The sequence below is a fragment of the Actinospica acidithermotolerans genome, assembly GCF_018139625.1.
Taxonomy (GTDB): domain Bacteria; phylum Actinomycetota; class Actinomycetes; order Streptomycetales; family Catenulisporaceae; genus Actinospica; species Actinospica acidithermotolerans.
Map to the genome: position 1 here is coordinate 49,156 of NZ_JAGSOH010000016.1, position 18,851 is coordinate 68,006.

General features: G+C 69.3%; 15 protein-coding genes. 1 reads left to right on the forward strand and 14 read right to left on the reverse strand.

The genetic code is table 11. The features are described from left to right. Position 1: 1 nt before the first annotated feature. The 9 genes from KDK95_RS08670 to KDK95_RS08710 form a co-directional block, all read right to left on the reverse strand. Positions 2-2,014 carry an ABC transporter ATP-binding protein gene (locus KDK95_RS08670; RefSeq protein WP_212517525.1) on the reverse strand — a complete coding sequence of 671 codons (2,013 nt, stop codon included), beginning with the start codon at positions 2,012-2,014 and terminating at the stop codon, positions 2-4. Further along, complete coding sequence (locus tag KDK95_RS08675) at positions 2,011-2,190, reverse strand: MbtH family protein (RefSeq protein ID WP_249160697.1); 180 nt, start codon at positions 2,188-2,190, stop codon at positions 2,011-2,013. The genes KDK95_RS08670 and KDK95_RS08675 overlap by 4 nt, the downstream gene beginning before the upstream one ends. Next, complete coding sequence (gene dpgC, locus KDK95_RS08680; protein WP_212517526.1) at positions 2,187-3,425, reverse strand: (3,5-dihydroxyphenyl)acetyl-CoA 1,2-dioxygenase DpgC; 1,239 nt, start codon at positions 3,423-3,425, stop codon at positions 2,187-2,189. Before dpgC ends, KDK95_RS08675 begins: the two co-directional genes overlap by 4 nt. Beyond that, positions 3,422-4,096: an enoyl-CoA-hydratase DpgB gene (gene dpgB / locus KDK95_RS08685; protein WP_212517527.1), complete on the reverse strand. Its 675-nt coding sequence runs from the start codon at positions 4,094-4,096 to the stop codon at positions 3,422-3,424. The genes dpgC and dpgB overlap by 4 nt, the downstream gene beginning before the upstream one ends. A 16-nt stretch (positions 4,097-4,112) precedes the next feature. Next, positions 4,113-5,222, reverse strand: a complete 1,110-nt coding sequence (dpgA, locus tag KDK95_RS08690) for a 3,5-dihydroxyphenylacetyl-CoA synthase DpgA (protein WP_212517528.1) — start codon at positions 5,220-5,222, stop codon at positions 4,113-4,115. Then, positions 5,219-6,511 (reverse strand): aminotransferase-like domain-containing protein, encoded by a 1,293-nt coding sequence (locus KDK95_RS08695; RefSeq protein ID WP_212517529.1) that lies wholly within the window; start codon positions 6,509-6,511, stop codon positions 5,219-5,221. The genes dpgA and KDK95_RS08695 overlap by 4 nt, the downstream gene beginning before the upstream one ends. 208 nt (positions 6,512-6,719) lie before the next feature. Beyond that, entirely contained in the window at positions 6,720-7,331 is a 612-nt protein-coding gene (locus tag KDK95_RS08700; protein ID WP_212517530.1) for an LmbU family transcriptional regulator, read from the reverse strand. A 194-nt stretch (positions 7,332-7,525) separates the two neighbouring features. Next, a complete protein-coding gene (locus KDK95_RS08705; protein ID WP_212517531.1) occupies positions 7,526-7,726 on the reverse strand; it encodes a hypothetical protein in 201 nt (66 codons plus the stop codon). 69 nt (positions 7,727-7,795) lie between these two features. Next, a complete protein-coding gene (locus KDK95_RS08710) occupies positions 7,796-8,452 on the reverse strand; it encodes an LmbU family transcriptional regulator (protein WP_212517532.1) in 657 nt (218 codons plus the stop codon). 181 nt (positions 8,453-8,633) lie between these two features. On the opposite strand from KDK95_RS08710, the gene KDK95_RS08715 reads away from it, so the two are divergent. Continuing rightward, positions 8,634-9,233: a GNAT family N-acetyltransferase gene (locus KDK95_RS08715; protein WP_212517533.1), complete on the forward strand. Its 600-nt coding sequence runs from the start codon at positions 8,634-8,636 to the stop codon at positions 9,231-9,233. Between the two features lie 1,214 nt (positions 9,234-10,447). Here the strand turns inward: KDK95_RS08715 and KDK95_RS08720 are convergent. From KDK95_RS08720 to KDK95_RS08740, 5 genes are all read right to left on the reverse strand, one after another. Next, the gene (locus KDK95_RS08720; RefSeq protein ID WP_212517534.1) at positions 10,448-10,879 is read right to left on the reverse strand and encodes an MFS transporter; all 432 of its coding nucleotides are present in this window, start codon (positions 10,877-10,879) and stop codon (positions 10,448-10,450) included. A gap of 188 nt (positions 10,880-11,067) precedes the next feature. Next, a complete protein-coding gene (locus tag KDK95_RS08725; protein ID WP_212517535.1) occupies positions 11,068-15,396 on the reverse strand; it encodes an nSTAND1 domain-containing NTPase in 4,329 nt (1,442 codons plus the stop codon). Between the two features lie 17 nt (positions 15,397-15,413). Beyond that, on the reverse strand, positions 15,414-15,839 hold the full coding sequence (locus tag KDK95_RS08730; protein WP_212517536.1) for a hypothetical protein: 426 nt from the start codon (positions 15,837-15,839) through the stop codon (positions 15,414-15,416). Positions 15,840-16,463: 624 nt separating this feature from the next. Further along, positions 16,464-17,879 carry an IS1380 family transposase gene (locus KDK95_RS08735; RefSeq protein WP_212517537.1) on the reverse strand — a complete coding sequence of 472 codons (1,416 nt, stop codon included), beginning with the start codon at positions 17,877-17,879 and terminating at the stop codon, positions 16,464-16,466. Positions 17,880-17,997: 118 nt separating this feature from the next. Next, positions 17,998-18,600 (reverse strand): type 1 periplasmic-binding domain-containing protein, encoded by a 603-nt coding sequence (locus KDK95_RS08740; RefSeq protein ID WP_212517538.1) that lies wholly within the window; start codon positions 18,598-18,600, stop codon positions 17,998-18,000. Positions 18,601-18,851: the final 251 nt, after the last annotated feature.

An 18,851-nucleotide genomic window follows, 5' to 3' on the forward strand; every position in this document is an offset into this window, starting at 1 on the left:
ATCATGCACTCCGATCGGATCGGCCCGCGGTCGCGGGCGGCGGCAGCAGATGAAGCGGGCCGCCTCCGGGCGGCAGCGGGGGGAGTTCGTCCTGGCCGTACGACGCGTCGTCAGGCTCGTCGTCCGGGCGCGGCGCGGGCGGGTTGGCGAACTGGGTCTGGTAGAGGTCGGCGTACAGGCCGCCGCCGTCGATCAGCTCGGCGTGCCTGCCGCGCTCGACGACGCGTCCGGCCTCGAGCACGAGGATCTGGTCGGCCTCGCGGATCGTGGACAGCCGGTGCGCGATCACCAGGGCCGTGCGCCCGGCCAGCGCCGTACGCAGCGCCTTCTGCACCGCCGCTTCGGATTCGGAATCGAGGTGCGCCGTGGCCTCGTCGAGCACGACCACGGACGGCGCCTTTAGCAGCAGCCGTGCGATGGAAAGACGTTGCTTCTCACCGCCGGAGAAGCGATATCCGCGATCGCCGACGACGGTGTCGAGGCCGTTCGGCAGCGAGTTGATCAGATCCCACACTTGAGCCGCTTCGCAGGCCTCGATGAGCTCGGCCTCGGTCGCGGTCGGCTTGGCGTAGAGCAGGTTCGCGCGGATCGTGTCATGGAACATATGCGCGTCCTGAGTCACCATGCCGACGGTGCCGTGCAGGGACGCCAGGGTCAGGTCGCGCACATCGTGCCCGCCGATCCGCACCACGCCCTCGGTCGGCTCGTACAGCCGCGCGACCAGTTGGCTGATCGTGGTCTTTCCGGCGCCGGACGGCCCGACGAGCGCGGTGAGCTTCCCGGCCGGAGCCCGGAAGCTCACGCCGCGCAGGGCGAGTGCGTCGCTCGAACGCTCCGGCGCCGGGAGCGCGAGAGTCTCGAGCGAGGCGAGCGAGACCTCCTTCGCCGACGGATAGCGGAAGGTGACGTCCTCGAACTCGATGTCGGCCGTCCGATCGGCCGGCAGCGCGATCGCGTCCGGACGCTCCTGGATCAGGGGCTTGAGATCGAGCACTTCGAAGAGCCGGTCGAAGGAGACGAGCGCGGTCAGATAGTTCGACTGCAGGCTGGAGAGCTGGTTGATCGGGCCGAAGAGCCGCGCCAGCAGCGTGGCCAGCGCGACGAGCGTGCCGATCTGGATCGTCCGGTCGACGACGAGGTCGCCGCCGACTCCGTAGACCGCGGCCGTGGCCAGCGACGCCAGCAGCGTCACCGTCACCAGCAGCATCCGCGAGTATACGGCCGTGACCACTCCCACATCCCGGACGCGCGCCGCCCGACTCGCGAAACGCTGCCGCTCGCCCTCGGGCCGGCCGTACAGCTTGACCAGCAACGCGCCCGCGACGTTGAACCGCTCCTGCATCAGCGAGCCGAGTTCGGCGTCGAGCTGCATCGACTCGCGCAGATTCCGCTGCAGCCGCCGCCCGACGACGCGGCCGGGCAGCACGAAGAACGGCACCGCGACGAGCGCGACGATCCCGACGAGCCAGGAGAGGTAGAAGATCGTGGCGACGACGAGTCCGAGCACGAGCAGGCTGGAGAGCACGGTCGAGAGCAGAACGGTGACCGCCTGCTGAGCCTCCATCACGTCCGTGTTCAGTCTGCTGACCAGCGAGCCGGTCTGCGCCCGGGTGAAGAACGCGAGCGGCTGCCTCTGCACGTGCTGGAACACCTCGGTGCGCAGGTCGTAGATCAGCCCCTCGCCGATGCGCGCCGAACTGCGGCTGACCAGGTAGCCGACGAGCGCCTGCAGCAGCGCGAGACCCAGCGCCGCGAGCGCGATCCCGAGCACCACGCCCTTGTCGCGGGGCAGGATGCCGCGGTTGATCAGCTCCTCGAACAGCAGCGGCGTGCTCACGGTGATGACGGCGTCGAGCGCGGTCAGGCTGAGCAGCGCGACGATGTGCCGGCGGTACGGCCGCGTGTACGGCAGGATCCGCTTGGACGTGCCGGGCCGCACCCGCCCGCGGCTCGGCTCCGCCTCGTCGCCGAGGTTGGCCCGCACCGTGATCAGCGGGCCCGGGCCGCCCATCATCGGGCCGTCCTCCAGGCCTTGTCGATGAACTCCAGGCATTCCTGGCGGGTGCCCTCGCCGCGGGCCACCGTCCAACCGGGCGGGAGCTGCGCGAAGGCGGGCCAGAGCGAGTACTGGCCCTGTGGGTTGACCAGCGCCAGGTAGGCGGCGTCCGGGTCGTCGAAGGGGTTGGTCATGATTGGCTCCTTTGGGTTCGGGAGGCGAAACGGCCCGCCTTGGCGTGCACGTCGGCCGCGTGCACGCGCAGCGCCTGCTGCACGGCGAACTCGGCCATGTATGCGCGGAAGCCCCCGCTGGGTTCGACGGCGAGGTTCACCATGCGGCGGTTGGCGGCGACGGCCGGGTCCCGCATCTTCGAGAGGGCGCTCTCCACCGCCTCGTCCAGCTCGGCGGGGTCGACGACCTCGTCGATGAGCGTGCGGGCCTCGGGTTCGGACGCGTGGATGCGGCGACCGCCGAGGATGACCTGCCGGGCCAGCCGCGGCCCGGTGAGCAGGCCGAGCCGGAAGTCGGCCGCACCGGGCACGATGCCTTCCTGCGCGGCCGGCAGCGTGAGGTAGGCGTCGGCGCCCGCGAGCACGTGGTCCACCGTCAGCAGCAGCTGCATGCCGCCGCCGATCGCGAAGCTGTCCACCGCGGCCACCCACGGCATATCGGTGAGCGGATACTGCCAGGACGCGTCGTCCATGCGCAGCCCGAGCAGCAGCTTCCTGAGGTACCCCAGCTCGCGCCGCAGCAGGAAGCCGACGAGTGTGATCTCGCCCGCGTGCAGGCGCTTGAGATTGATCCCCGCGCTGAACACGCGACGCCCGGCGTAGCGCGGATGGGTCATCTCGCCGCCGCGGATCAGGCCGATATCGCAGTCCTGATCCATGAGCGCGAGATCGACGGCTGTCTCCATGTCGTCGACCTGCTGCTCGTCCTCGGCGTTGAGGTTCTCCTCGCCGCGCAGCGTGATCCGGGCGACGCCGTCCCTGCGCTCGAGATGGACGGTCTCGAATCGCAGGTCTCCGGTGATCTGGAAGTCCTTGAGCAGGCCGAGAGCCTTCTCGGTGGGCCGGAGCATCGCGTCGAGCAGGTGGCCGCCCGCGACCGGCGAACGGAGCACGCCGCGCAGGAACACGCCGTGGTCGATGTCGTGGCTCGTGATCCGCGCGGGATCCGGCAGCAGGCCGGGCAGGGCGGCGGTGGCGGTCTCGATCAGCTCGTCGAGCCGCAGATACCGGCTCCGCCCGGCGGTGAGGCGGTCGTAGAGAGGCTCGGCGTACCGGTCCAGGAACGCGGTGCGCTCCGCACGCGCCCGATCGATCTCAATGGCCTGTGATTCGAACGCGGGGTACGGCGCGAGCATCCGGACCGCGCGGTCCAGCTCGGCGTCCGCGCGGTCTTCCGCGGCCGTCGGCACGCTCATATCTCCAGCTCCCGGCCACGGCGCAGCGAGCGGTCGCAGGCGGCCAGATGCTGGCCGAGCGCGTCCTCGAAGCTCATCCACTGCGCGTCGAACGCGAGCTGGCGACGGATCGCGAGCTCGGGCCCGGAGTAGCGGCGCAGCAGTCGGGTCGCGGCCTTGACCGTGCGCGCGGGGTCCGTGCTCACGCGGTCCACCAGGCCCCGCTCCAGCGCCTCGACCGCGCTGAACGGCATTCCGAACAGCACCGAGCGGCGTGCCCCGGCCAGCCCGAGCTGCTGCACCAGGCGGAACAGTCCCATCCCCGGCCAGACGCCCTCGCCGTACACGGCCGGGAACAGCCGCAGGTCGGTCGCGGCGATCCGCACATCGGCCGCGAGCAGCAGATCGAACGCCGCGCCGCCGCACTCCCCGCTCGCGGCCACGATGGTGGGAAGCCGCAGCCGCTCGAAGCGTCGCACCGCCTGCTCCCACTTGGACACGGCGGCGACGTCCGCGACATTCGCCACCGCCTTCTCGCTCGGCGCACCCGAGACCCGAACGGTCACGCAGCCGGCCCCGGCGGCCTCGACCTCGTCGCAGAGGTCTGAAAGCGAGCGCGCCAGGTCCGCGCCGAGCTCCCGGCCGCCGTCCACGTGCAGCACCGGGCCTTGTGTCAAGGTATTGATAGACATTGCGATCTCCCCTCATTCACCACTGGATGAGCGCGGTCTCGATCGTCGATCCCGGCCCCATGGTCATCAGCACGCCGTGATCGCCCGGCCGCACGACGCCCTCCTGCAGCAGCCGGTCGTACGAGAACAGGAAGCTGCCGCTCGAGACGTTGCCGAAGTCACGCAGCACGCCGGTCGTGTGCCGCAGATCGTGCCTGGTCAGACCGAGGTTCACCGCGACCGCGTCGATGACCTTCTTGCCACCGGAGTGCACCAGCCAGTGCGCGATGTCCGCGCGGCGCAGCGAGGTGCCGGCGAGCAGGCGGTCCACCACGATCTCCGCGTGCGCACCGACCACGTAAGGGATCTGCGGGTCCAGGAAGAAGCTGAAGCGGCCGAGGTCGCGGTCCCAGTCATAGCGCATCGCGTCCGTCGCGTCGGTGATGATGATGCTCGCCGTCTTCAGGATCCGCGGACCTTCCAGGTCCGACCCGAAGTCCGCCGCGTCCTTGTCCCCGACCTGGTCGGCCAGTATCCCGATTGCGGCCGCGCCGTCGCCGAAGAGGCTGTTCACGACGGCTGTCCGCATCGTCCCGTCCATCGCGTACGCCGCCGAGCACGCCTCCGCGCAGACCAGCACGGCGAGCTTGCCGGGATTCGCCACCGCCCAGCCCCGTACCACGTTCAGGGCATTGAGACCCGCGTTGCATCCCATGCCGACGATGTCCGCGCGGCTGGTGTGCCGGTCCATGCCCAGATCCCGGATCAGCAGGGCGCTGAGGCCCGGAGTGAGGAAACCCGTCGAGGTGACGCAGCACAGGTGCGCCACATCCGACAGGTCGGCGCCGATTCGCTTCAGGCACTGGCTCAGGGCGTTCGCGCCCATGCCCACCGCCCAGGCTTTGTGCTTGTCCAGCAGGTCGCCCTGCGCCTCCATGATCCGGGTGCCGTCCGCCGCCAGGGGCGGAAGCACGAGCGAGCGCCGGTCGATGGCGCCCTTGAGGAAGACGGAGCGCACCTTCGGGTCCTCGATCCCGAACAGGTCGAGCACGTCCTGCTGGGTGTAGGACTCCGGGGGCACGGCCGTGCCGACGCCGAGGATGCGCGGCGCCGTGACCAGCAACGGTTCGGTCAGGGTCGCGGTCATGCTGTGGTCTCCGTTTCTATGAACCGCACAAGGCGCTCGACGCCGAGCTCGATCTCCTCAGACGTCAGATAGCTGATGGACATCCGGATGTCCTGCTCGCCGCCGCCGTGCGGGTAGAAGAACTCCATGGGCGTCCAGATCACGCCGAACTCGCGCGCCGAACGCTCCAGCGCGGCGATGTCGGTACGGAAGCTCGTGCGCAGCGTGAGGAAGAACCCGCCGTTCGGCCGGTTCCAGTCCACGCCGAGCTCGTGCCGCCGCGCTTCGGGCAGCCGCCGATCGAGCTGCGCGAGGGTGCCGGCCATGCTGCGGCTGTAGCGTTCGGCAGCCTCCGCGTTGAGCTCGGAGAGCCGTCCGTCGACGCTCAGCAGCGCACCCGCCGCGATGGCCTGGCTGAGCGACGAGGTGTTGACCGTTATCATGCTCTTGATTTTCGCCAGATCCTCGGCGAGCAGCCGGATCTCGCCGCCGGGGCCGCGCACCTCCTGGTCGGCCAGCACGTAGCCGACCCGGGCGCCGGGGAACACGGTCTTCGAATACGTGCCGAGCTGGATCACGCAGCCGGACTCGTCGAGCGCCTTGAGCATCGGCAGGCGCGCGGCGGCTCCGGTGAGCCGATAGGGGCTGTCCTCCAGGATGAGCAGGCCGTGTCGCTCGGCGAACGCGAGCAGTGCGGTCCGCGTCGGCAGGTCGAGCGTGGAGCCGGTCGGATTCGCGTAGTCCGGCACGACGTACAGCGCCTTGGGGCGGCGGCCCGCCGAACGCAGCGAGCGCACCGCGTCGTCGAGATCCGCGACGACGAGTCGGCCGTCTCGCTCGGGCACGGACACGACCGGGACGTCGAGCAGCCGCGCGGCCCCGATGATCCCGACGTAGCACGGCGTGACCAGCAGCAGCACGTCCTCGGGATCTGCGAAAAGCGCACGCAGCGTCAGGAACATCGCCTCCTGCGCACCGACCGTGACCACGATCGCCTCGGGCGCGGCCTTGAAGCCCTCATCCTGCTGCAGCGAGTGCGCGATGAGTTCCCTGATCTGCCCGGCGGTCGGGCCGTACTGGTGGAAGCCGCGCCGTACCTCGGCCGGCGAGGCACCGCGGTCCGCCAGGTACGCGGCGTACCGGCGAAGGTGCCGGTGGATGTCCTCGATTTCGAAGAAACCGTCGTAAGGGCGCCCCGGTGCGAAGGAAACCGCGTCCGGGTAGGTGAATGTTATCTCATTGAGGAAATTCATCCGGTCGAGAGCCGGATCATCAACACTCGAATGAAGAGTGTTCGAGTCGAACAGCATGCACCAAGGCTGACATGGTGCGTCGTGGCCGGGCAAGCGCTCGGTGAATCGCGCAGGGGCTGAGATCAAGGCAGCGTCGAAAACTGATTCACATTTCAACGAGGAGGCCGCCGGAGCGGACCGGAAAAGCGAAGGAGGACCGGCCGAAGCCGGTCCTCCTTGAGGATTCGCCGTGTATTTCGTCCCGCCGGCGGGACACGCCGGCGGGTCAGCCGTCGCCCGACGAGGCCTCGTCGAGCCGCTGCGTCATCCACTGCGCCAGTTCCTCGCCGGCCTGCGCGGCGGCCGCGCGCCACAGATCCATCCGGCCGTTGCCGACCCGCAGCCGTAGCACGTCGTCCTCGGTCGGCGGCGCGTCCACCGCACGCAGCGCCGCACGGACCTCGGTGCGCAACCTGTTGCGAGACCAGCGATTCTGCTCGGCGAGCGCGAGCCACTCGCTCTGCAGCGCCGCATCGAGCGCGGCCACCTCGGCGTGGTGCTGGAAGCTCAGCGCCGGACGGCGCCGCGGCGGCGGCACCCGGTTCGCCACCCAAGCGTAGTTACGCAGCGTCTGGTAGTCGAAGGCCGTGACCTCGATGACCCGCCGGTAGCGCTCCGGAAAGCGCGATCTGCCGTAGACGAGCCAGTCGCCGAGCCACCAGGTCGACGAATCCATCGTGCGATCGAGCTGGACGCCGATCCGCGTCCACTCCTCGATCGTCAGGCCCTCCCGGAGCAGGAGCGACGTGCGTCGGGTGACAGCGTTCGTATGCAGCGGGGCGGCCGTGGCGGCCCCCTGCGACACGATGTTCTTCACGGAAACGCCGATTGGTGCCATCGAACCCGCCTTCCCCTTGACGGAATTTCAGGCAGAGCCCGGCGGCCGTAGTCGTCCCCGTATACGTCGACGCGGTGCCGGGCCCTGGACCGGGTCGGGAGACACGGGCGAAGCCCGCCGGCCGCGGACCCTGTGATTGCCTCATTCTCCCCGGCGCACCGCGCCGGCGCCATGCTTGCGCCGAGCGAACCCGTTCAGCCCGGCTCGCCGGCCGGCTGCTCCGGGCCGAACGGCTCGTCCGCCGGAACGAGCACGTTGAGCACGGTGAGCGCGCGGCCGCAGTGCGGGCAGGCGTGCGCCATGCCGAGCGCGGCGCCGTCCGTCTCCGGCTCGGGCAGGGTCGACGCGGCGTGCAAGGCGGGCCGCCGGGCGTCGAGGGGAGGCGTGGGGTTCACGGGGCTCCTCCATGAAGAGCTGTCGGATGTGGGTGTCTCGACAGTCGTCGTGACCGCTTCCGGAAGGTCTCAGGGTACGGCCGGCGTCGCGGCGCGGTCCAGGATCTGGACGATCCACTCGTCGAGCTGCAACTGCGCGGACTGCGCGGCCCGCTGCCACCGCTCCTGCCGCTCGCGCAGCACGTTCAGCGTGAACAGCACGTCGGCCCGCGTACGCAGCGCGGCCCGGTCCTCGCGCAGCCGACGTCGCAGTTCATTGCGACTCCAGCGGCCCGCCTCGGCCCGCTCCAGCCAGTGCCCGCGCTCCGGCTCAGGCAGGCTGGCCGTCTCGGCGTGGTGCTGGAAGCTGAGCCGCTCCCGCCGCTGCTCCGGCAGGTACTTCCGGGCCACCCAGGCGTAGTTCCGCAAGGTCTGGTAGTCGAGGTTCGTCTCGGCCAGCATCAGCTCGTAGCGGTCCGGGAAATGGCTCTCGCCGTAGATCAGCCAGTCGCCGAGCCACCAGGCCGAGGAGTCGGCGACGACGAACAGCTGCCTGCCGAGGTTCACCCAGTCGGGCATGCCGAGGCCCGAGGGCAGCCGCAGCGCGGTGCGCTGCGTGGCGGCTCGCAGTCGTTTCAGGGCGTTCACGCGCTCGCCCTCGCGCCCGGTCGGCGAGGTGTCGGCCCCCGGTTCGCCGTCCGCGGCCCGCACCACGAGCGTGGCGGCCTGCGTGGTGGTCAGCGTCATGCTCCCGTCTCCTCTCACGTCCTGCCCCCGGGCGCCGCCCGAAGACCTCCCCCGAGTGGTCTGCTTGTGATTGTCGCAATGCGACGGGTTGCAGGAAGGTGACACGTCGGCATCCGGACACTGCATCAGAGTGCTGGGAAGACTCCGGGACCTGTCCCCGCGCGCTGTGTACTGTGATGCCATGACGACCGAAGCCAGGCGCGCCGCCGGCCCCCGGAGTTTCGCGAACGTGACCCTGCGCACCGAGCGCCTGCTGCTGCGCCCCTGGGCCGAGGCCGACATCGACGCCATCACCGCGGCGTGCCAGGACCCGGAGATCCAGCGCTACGTCCCGATCCCGGCGCCGTACTCCCGCACCGACGCCGAGGTCTTCGTGCGCGAGGTACTTCCCGCGGGCCGCGCGGCGGGAACCGACGTCGTATTCGGCGTCTTCGACGCGGACACCGCCCTCCCCGTCGCGTCCGTAGGCCTGCACCGCATCAAGCACCTCGACGCCCCCTGTGGCGGCACCGCCGAGATCGGCTACTGGGCCACCCCCGCCGCCCGCGGCCTCGGCTACACCACCGAAGCCGTGCGCGAAGTCTGCCGCTGGGCCTTCGCCGACCTCGCCCTCGCCCGCGTCGAATGGCTCGCCCTCGCCGGCAACGAAGGCTCATGGCGCGTAGTCGAGAAACTGGGGTTCACGCGCGAGGGCACCCTCCGCTTCTACACAATCCAACGGGGCGCCCGCCACGACATGTGGATCGCCTCTCTCCTGAGAAGTGAGGCGAAGCTGGGCTGACGTGCGATCGAGCCGCCGTTCTTGGCCGGGCAGCACCCCGTGGAGAGGACACCAGCCCCGAGGAGCGTATGGCCCAGCGGGAAGCACTGATCGCCCAGATGGGGCCGCCCCGCTACTTCCGCATACAGACGGACGGGTCGATGGTGGAGATCACTGGCCCGTAAAAGTCGACAGGTGCCGAGTGCCGCCGCAGTGGCCGCTCTCAGCGTTCGTGCAGGCGACGGCGTATTGCGCAGCGTTCCACCCGGCCGTGGTGGAGGTTCACTGAACCAGGGGTCACGTCCAGGGACGTGGTGTACGGGCCGAGCCTAACGCCCTGCTCGCCCTGGCCCACGTGGACCGCGGCTACGTCATGTTCGAGGGCCGCATCACCCGCGAGACCCCCGCCGTCGAGTTGCAGTTGAGCGGGGAGGTGCGTGCGGCACTGGGAGTGAGATAAGGTCCGCTCGCTATATTCGGAGCTTCAGTTCGTGGGGGGTGCGGCCGTGAAGGTTGGGACGCGGCGGTATGCAGTGGTTGCGCTGGTTACGGTGGGGTGGCTGGGTTTTGGGTGCGCCGCGCAAGCGGATACGGTCGACGGCGTGACGGTGCCGCATGCGGACCTCACCCAGGGGACCGGGACGCAGAGCGTGGACATCACGATCTCATCCAGCTCCCTCGTCGTGGGGCGCTCGGTCCAGGTCGTCGTGTCGACCACGTCCGTGGCCACCGGTATCTCCGCTTCCGGCGCCGGGGGGACGTGCTCGGGCTCGTCCGGCGGCTGGATTTGCGTTCCCAGCAGCTCGGTGTGGCGTGCAGGGGTGATTCGGCTGTACGTGAGTACCGCGACCGCGATGCCGTGCTGTGGGAGCGACCCCCTTAGCGTCCAAATTGTGGGCGACGGAATGCCGGTCGACATCTACGGCTCCATCCACGTCGGCGCGCCCCTGGTGACTTCGGCGCCCACGACCAGCGCACCGAAGATCCAGCCGACCACTGCAGCGCCCGCCACTGCCGTACGGGCGAGCACGCACTCGGCGGCAACGGTCGAGGCTTCCACCACAACCGCGAGTCCATCGGCATCTGCGACTCACACGTCCGCGAAGCCCTCCACTTCGCCGACCGTGAAGGCAGTCGTCACCACATCACCGACCATAACCGTGTCCAGCGCACCGGCCGTCGCCGATACGGCGGACGCCGGTTCCTCGTCGGCGGGAGCGATCGTCGCCGAGTTCCTAGCCGCCGCGCTGCTCCTCGGGGCAGTTGCAGGTGCGTGGATCTGGCGTTCCAAGCGTCGGCAGGACCCGGATACGTCCGCCTGATGGCAGCTTCCCGGTCTGCCCGCTCCGCAGGGAGGGCCCGATCGCGAGCCCCACCCCCGCGACCACCGACCACGCCGCCATCGCCCGGTTCCGCTCGCGCCGACCGGGGAAGGACGTGGCGAGAATCGCAAGGCTCTGCAGCAGCATCAACGCCGCGCCGCCGCCCTGCACGACGCGCCCGGCCAGCAGCACGGTCAGTGTCGGGGCGAGCGCGCAGGCCGCCGAACCGAGGACGAAGACCGCGATACCCGTCCGGAACAGCCGCCGCCTGCCGTACCGGTCGCCGAGTGTTCCGCCAGTGAGCAGCAGAGCTGTGAAGGCCAGGTTGTACGCGTCGACGACCATTGCAGGCCACTGAGATCACCGGCGAGCTGCCGGGGGATGGCGGGTAGCGCCAGATTCACCGCCTGGGTGTCCAGCTGGCCGAGCAACAGGGCGAGGCAGGTCGTGGCTAGCGTGATGCCAGGGTGCCGGGGCGGCCTGACCGCCGGGCTCGGCTCGCGGCCCAAGGGCCTCATAGCGCCAGTGATCTTTCATCTGCAGACAGCTGGCTCTGGTTCTCCGGGTGCGTAGCGGGCCCAGTCGGAGGCGGAGACTGCGCCGGCTTCGCTACATAGGGCGTTGTAGGGGTCGGCCCAGATATTCGGGTCCCATGACTGCAAGACGCCCTGTTGGTTGAGCGAGAGAAGCCTGGTACCTCCGTAGCTGAATATCACCCGTACCGTGTCGCCGTCCGTGTCCGCGGTGATGGGTGTGCCCACCTGGCGGCCGGTCTTCGGGTCGATCAGGCGGACGGTGCCGTCGTAGTCGGCGGTGGCCAGCAGCGATCCGGTGGGGTTGAAGGCCAGATCGAACAGCCCGGTGTGGTCCACGGTGATCGGCGCGGCGATTTCGTGGTCGGCTGACGCGTCCCACAGTTGGACGACGCCGTTGCCGTTCCCGACCGCCAGAATCGACCCGTCCGGGCTGTAGGCGACCGAGTTCTCGCCGTGTGTCTTGCGCGTGGAGTCGTCGATGGGGCTGCCGATCTCCTTTTGGGTGAGCGTGTCCCAGAGGCGGACGGTGCCGGTGTCGTCGATCGTGGCGAGCACCGTGCCACTGGGGTTGAACGCGGCCGCGACGTCGGTGGTCACGTCTCCGGCGTCGGCGGGCGCGCCGATCGCCGTTCGCGTGGACGTGTTCCACAGGCGCATCGTGCCGTCCGATGTGAAGACGGCCAGTATCTGGCTGTCGGGGCTGAAGACCAGGGCGGTGACCGCCGCGGTCCCGCCGACGCCCTCCAGCGGAAGGGGGGAGCCGATCTCGTGGCCGGTGCGGATGTCCCAGAGATGCAGGGTCGTCCGGTCGTCCACCGTGGCGAGGATCCGGCTGGACGGGTCCAGCGCGTCTTCCCACACTCCGCCGTCCACCGTATCGCTGATCGCGGGGCCGTAGGAGAGGTCGGTGAGCGGATCCCAGGTATGTGCCGCGTAGCCGCCACCGCCGCTGACGAGAACGTCCCCCGTCACATCGGATTCCGTCGAGAACGGATCGGCCGTTTCGGAGGCGCCGACGGGGCGGCTGGTGATCGGGTTCCACAGCCTGAGCGTCCCATTCCCGCCGGCGATCGCCATTTCGGTCCCGGAGGGGTTGTACGCGATCGCGTGGACGGCGCTCGGCGACACACTCATCGGTGTCCCGAGTTCCTGTCCGGTCGCAGTGCTCCACTGCCTGACGACTCCGGCGTCGTCAGCGGTGGCGAGAACGCCTCCGGCGGGGTCGAACGCGACCAGTTGCATTCCCGCGTGATCGGCGCTCGCGCTGATGGATGGCCCGATCTGCCGCTGGTTCTGCGGGTTCCATAGTTGGGCGACACCGCCGCTTACGGCTGTAGCGAGCACGGTGCCCCGGGGGTTGAACGCTACGTCGACGGTGAGTGTGACGGATCCCGGAGTCGACGTCTGCGGCGTGATGGCCTCTCCGATTTCCTGCTGCGTCGCGGTACTCCAGAGGCGCACCGCGCCGTCCTGGCTACCGGTGGCCAACAGACTGCCGCTTGGGTTGAGCGCGATCGACTGCACCGGGTGAGCCTCCGGGTTGGATACGGGCATTGTGATGGTGTGGCCGATCTGTCGGCGTGTGGCGGGGTTCCACAGACGCACTCCGTCCGCGCCGCCGACGGCGAGAATCGAGCCCGAAGCGTTGAACGCGAGCGCCTCGACGGCGAATGCGCCATCGGCCGGACCGAGTGTGGCGATCGGCTTGCCGGAGGCCGCGTTCCACAGGCGAACCGCTCCATTACCCTCAGCCGTCGCCAACAGACTGCCGTCGGGGCTGAAGGCGATCGCCAGGACTCCGGGACCGCTGGATCCGGTGTCGATCGCCGAGCCGTGGCGGGCTCCCGCGGAGGGGTCCCAGAGTCGGAGCATGCCGTAGTTGTCGCCGCTCGCCAGCAATGATCCGGTCTGATTGAAGGCGACGGTATCAATCGTTCCCGCGTGGCCGATGAGCATGCCGTCCTGCTCCTGCTCGGTCAGCAGCGAGGCCATCGCGGCGGTTGACTGTGGTGTCGGGGAGACCGCCCACGAGGCCGCGGCGAGTTGCCGGGCCAGGAGCGGGTCGGTCTGATCCAGCCCCGTCGCCTCCGCGGCGAGCTGACGCGAGAGGGCGACGCTGTGCTGAGCCTTCGCGGCCGCGGCCGAGTCGCGCGCCGAGCTTGCATTGACGCCGGCCACGATCGCCGAGGTCCCGGCCAGCAGGGCCAGCACAGAAAGCACCGCGATGACCAGCCGCCTCCGGTGAGCGGCTCGACGGGCGGCGGTCCTTCCCGAATCGAGGAAGTCCTCAGCGGTGCCGGGCAGGAATGGCGCTCGCTCCGGGTCGGCCGCCCACCGTGCCAGGACCGCGTCCATCTCGGCGATCCGACCCGGTCGGTAGAGATAGGCGGGGTCCCTGCGTTCCCTCTCCCACGTCTCGGCGTCCGCGACGACCTGACTGTAGAGCACGCGGTCCACGAGGTCGGACTCGATCCAGCCGCGCAGTTCGTTCCAGGCGTTGAGTAAGACTTCGTGCGCGATCTGGACATACTCGCGGTCCAGCAGGAGCAGGCGCCTGCGGGCGAACGCCTCGATGACCGCGTCGACCTCGCCTCGCGCTCCGGCAGCCGCCTGATAGAGCTCCGCACGTGTGCAGCGCCGCCTGACGGGTCTCTGCTCCCCGTCCACGACGACGAGGACCAGCCGGTAGAACACGGCCTGAGTGATCGCCCGCCGGCGCTCGTTCATCGAGCCGTACACGCTCTGGGCGCTCCGATCGACCGCATCGACGAGTCCGCCGGCCCGTCGATAAGCGGCGAGCGTCAGCACACCGCCCTCTCGGTACTCCCACGCGGACGCCATCGCCTGGGAAACCAGCGGCAGGACCCCGCTCTCCAGCCCCGTTGTGGCGCGCGGGTCCCCGGCCTCGTGTACCACCGCCTCCACGAGCCGGGGATCGACCTGGACCTCGGCCTCCGCCGCCGGGCCGTTGATCGCCTCCCCGAGCTCCGCCGAGGACATGGCGCGAACAGTGAACAGGTTGACATTCGGATCAGGGCCCTGCCAGGGCAGCTCCAGGGCCCGGTCCAGGAAGTCGCCGCGCACCGCGATCGCGACGAGGCCGGGCGCCTGCTCCTCGGAGTCGACGGGAACAGTCGAGATCGCGTTCACCGCCTCGATGAAGCGCATCCGTTGCGCATAGCCCTCCGGGTCGGGCGGAACGAGCGTGAACAGTTCCTCGAACTGGTCGATGATCAGCAGCAGGCGGCCCGCACCCGCGGCCACGGCGGCGAGTTCCGCCGCCGTCGTGGGATCGAGCATGAGCTTGTTGTAGACCAGCCGCGCATCCTGCCCGCTCATCTCGGCGAGGTGAGCGGCGAGTTCCGCCAGGGGCTGGCGGGTCGGGGTCAGCACGCGGCACGGCCATCGAGCGGAGCCCGGTCCGAGTGCGTTGCGGGTTAGTTGCGGGAGGAGTCCCGCGCGCAGCAGCGAGGTCTTCCCCGAGCCGGAAGCGCCCGTGACGATGAGCACGCCGCCGCCCGAGAGGCGGTCGGCGAGAGCCACGCACAACTGGCGTGTAAGGGTTCGGCGCCCGTAGAAGATCTTTGCTTCGTGCTGGGTGAATGCCGCGAGCCCGAGATAGGGGCAGCCGGACCAGGCGGGGCCGCTCGCGCCCGTCCCCGGCATTGATGCCGAATCGCGCTGCCAGAGAAATTCGCGAATCTGGGCCAGCACGAGGCTTTGCTCCCGCATGCGTTCGCTCTCGACGCGGTACTCGGCGCGGTGTTCGCGCAGGGATGCCTCGATCCTCAGCGTCGCGTCGCGGATATCGGATCCGAGGAACGCGAACTCAGAGAACTGCCGACCCACCTCGGTCAAACCGTGTGCCACGGTGAGGCGCACGCCCTCCTCCGCCGCGGCGATCTGCTCGACCACGACCCTGCCGGCCTCGGACTCCCGGAGCAGCTGAGCGGTCGCCTCGCGAAGCGCCGCCCCTGACGCATCCGCACGGCTCAGAGCCTCCTCGAGCCGACTCGCCAGCTCACCGGTGAGCGCTTCCTCGGACGGGTCGTCCTCCGCACTGCCGTCGCGCAGCGTATCGATGGACTTCAACAGCACGTCGGCCAAGGCCTCCGCACCGATGTTCCCGGCGAGGCCGAGTCCAGCGAGCGCGAGCGGGCCGAGTGCGACGACCGCCGTGGCGAACGGCGCGAGGGCGCCGGCACACAGCATCGCGACCAAGGAGATGCCTGCGGCGTTCCGCAGACCCCCAGCCCTGGCCAAGGCGCGGCGCATCGCCGAGCGCGCCCGGGCCGGAGCCTGCGCGCCCTCCTCTTGCATCGACATTCCAGCCTCCCTCGGCGTCAGTTCCGCGAAAGAACGCCGTCATCCTCCATGCTCACCGCGGGTGAGACCGCATAGAACTCGGTCACCCCGCTCTTGAGCAGCGTGAGCGCGACGTCGCCGTCGTTGCAGGGCCCGCTCATCACCTGGCCGTACAGCAGACCGGTGCCATCACGCCCCAAGCCGACGAACGTATACGAACCCGTGCACAGCGTGGATCCGGTCTGCACATCGAGGTATTCGAACGTTCCGACCTGCTGTCCCGCGACTCCACCCGTTATCCGCGCGCGCAGTTCGTCTTCCCCGGCGGCGACTCCGCTCTGGTGCCCCGTCACCGTGCCGGTCCAGGAGCCGACCAGGTCAACGCTCAACCGCGGGGCGGCGGCGGTACCGTGGCTCCCTTTCGCCTCGCCGAACCACACGAGCAGCCCGATGGTCGCCGCCACGGCGACGACGATCGGAACGAGCAGCATTCTCCGACGTCCTCGGTGGGTCTCAGGGTGGTCGAGTAATGCCATGGTGCTCCTTCTCGGCTCGTGGCTGACGGGCGCAGCGATGTCCGGGAACCTTAGTCGGAGTGCTCAGGGAGCGGTCCCGCCGCCACCCCCTCGCGCTTCTCCAGCCTGGCTGGGCCGACAGTCTGGTTCCCCGGAGCCGTCCCAGGGCCGTCGAAGCCACACGTCGTCGAGTTCTACTATGCCCCCGTATCCCGGATAGGCGGCGTCGGACGCGCAGGACGGCGAGAAATTGCCCGAGGACCGGGGAGCGCTTTCAACCGAACAGCCGGGGTTGATGAGTCCCGATTCCCCCGCTCCCGCCTGCCCCGGCATGGAACTCAAGCGCCTGTTCATCTTGCCGCACGCACGCGGCACCGGTCTCGCCGACGCACCGCTCCTGAAGCTAACATCTATTAGCCTCCGTCTTTCGCTAAGCGTGTGAGTTCGTGGTCTGAGGCTTCGGGTGGGTGGCTCGTTGGCGTGCGCGGCTTTCGGGCATGGCGAAGCACCGACGCGTCGGCCGGGTTCTTCCTTGTTCCTTCGGGTCGTGCTCGGTCGGGACGTTGTGGCCGGTCAGCTGGTGACTGGGCGAGGGAGTTGGGCGAGCGTGGCGAAGGCTGCGGCCAACTGGCTTGCCCAGGGCCAGGTCGAGGCGATGTGCAGCGTCGTCTGTCTGGCGGATCTCGTGATTCTCGCGGCGACGTGCAGAAGCCGGTATCGCAGCTTCTTGGGCTCGGCGCGTGCGAGAGCGCCATCGAGCAGCAGCATCCGCATCCACGCGGTCAGGTCGATGCCGGTCAACGCGAGCTCGAGCCAGGCCTGGTTGATCGCGTAGTCGCGGGAGGGGAAGCGCCCGAAGCCCGAGTCCTTGCCGCATCGGATGCGGTCCTCGACTCGGGCGTGTGCGCGGTGGCGGGCTTCGATCCAGGTCAGCGGACCGTGGCTTGGCGGGGTGTCGGTGGCGATGACCTGGTGGCGGTAGCCCTCGATGGTGTCGAACAGGCTCAGTTGGGCGCCGGGGTGCGGGCGCTCGCGCCGTACCAGGAATCGGGTGCCTGCGGGCAGGTGCGTGCCGTATCCGTAGAGCAGTCCGGTCAGCTCGGCGACCTCGGCGCCGTCGCGTACCTGCCCGTCGGCCTCGATCGCGGGGTACCACGCGCTCGCCGGCAACGCGGTGATCGCCGCCCGGATCTGCTCGTCGACCGGGGCGCCGACCGAGAAGCGGACATCGACGCCCTGTTCGCGCAGGGTCCTGATGTGGGCGAGGAACGCATGCGTGCAGCCGGCGGTATCCGCTCTGACCAGGACCGGCGTGCCGTGCCGGTGCTCGTCGGGGAGCTGGGCCAGGGCCAGGTCGAGCGCTTCGACGTGGTCGGCGGCGGTGTTGGACCCGGCACGCCCGGGGCGCAGGATTCCGGCGAGAGCCTCGCCGGTGTTGTCCAGGAAGCACAAGAGCGGGTGATAGCCGAACGTCCGCTTCCAGGTGGGCGTGGCGTTCTCCTTCTCCGAGTGGCAGAGCACGATGGTCGCGTCGATGTCCACCACCAGCCCGGGTATGACTCGACCAGCCGCCTTGGCCTGTGGGAACGTCCCACGCGTCTCGGCGTGCTGTGCCCAGGCCAGTTCCCTGGCCACCGCCCGTGCCCCACGCAGCCGGGCGATTCCCGCAGCGTCGATCGAGTTCAGCACCCGCCACGCGGTCGGATCCGAGGCGACCGGTCCGAACACCTCAGGCTGCTCGCGCAGCACCGCGAGGTCGCTGATCGCCTCACCGCCGTCGGCGAGCAGCACGGCGAGATCCACCGCGACGCGCCCCGGCGCGTGCCCGCCCGAACGCTGACGCGTTGGCGCGAGCGCGTCAACGAACCCAGACTCCAACCCGGTGACCTCGGCCAGATCCGCCAGCAGCCGGGAACCGGTACGCCCGACCACACCCCGTCCGTCTCCCGAGACGATCAGACGCGGACGCGAGAACCCTGTAGCGTTCACCCGGAGAGTGCTCCTTGCACTGGACGATCAAAGCCTTAGACAAGCCGATCATCCCAGGTCAAGGGGCACTTTTGCGTATCAGGACCACGATCCGGACGCCACTAACGAACGGGCGAGGTTAGTACCCAGATTTTTTCCACGCCTGATACGAAGACTCCAGCGCTTGCTGGACTCCGTTAGCCTGTATCGCTGTGGCATTAGACGGCAGAGAGCCTGTGAAGTCCACAAGGATGAAGTGCTGCTTGGGGTAGGCAGCGGCGCGCTCTCGCGCGACTTGGTCGGGCAGGGGACCGACGGCAAGGATGAGATCACACTGGCGTGATGCGAGCGTATTGAGATAGGTGTCTGCATTGGCCAGGGTCGCCTCTCCCTGGATGGCGAGGTAGTTGACCTGCGCGGTCGTCGCCGTCGAGGCGGCTTGCATGGCGGCCCATACCGGCTTGGCGTCAGGGCCGACGATGCCCTGCGAGTCCGTCAGAAGGCAAGCGGTGTACGCGCTGTATTGGCGTGCCGTGATGGGCGGTTCGTATCGGCCGGGCGTGTCGGGCGTCGCGAAGGCGACGACCACGGCGACGATCGCCACGACGGCGCCGACCGCGAGTGCGACGGCTGTCCTGGGCCGAGCGCGCACGGCGTCGCGCACGCGTGCTCGTATGCCTGCCGCGGGGGATGAGGTCGTGGTCCGCGAGGAGGAGGGGATGTTGTTGCGCGTCGCCGCCATCGGTCGTCCTTGTCTCGTCGCCGAACCAGGGCACGCACTGTAGCGCAAACGGGGGACGGAGATCAGTCGGGTGCTTTTTGTGATTCCTTAAGGCTTTCGGGCGCATTGAGCTGCCTGGCTTTACTGTTGCTTGACCAGATTTTCATGGGGTGATCTTGAGGGGACCTGCCAGAGCTGGTACATCTGTTCACTGTCTGTCATCGCAAAGGCTGTCATGCAGAGGGTCGGGTGGGGTTCGGTGAAGACTCGTG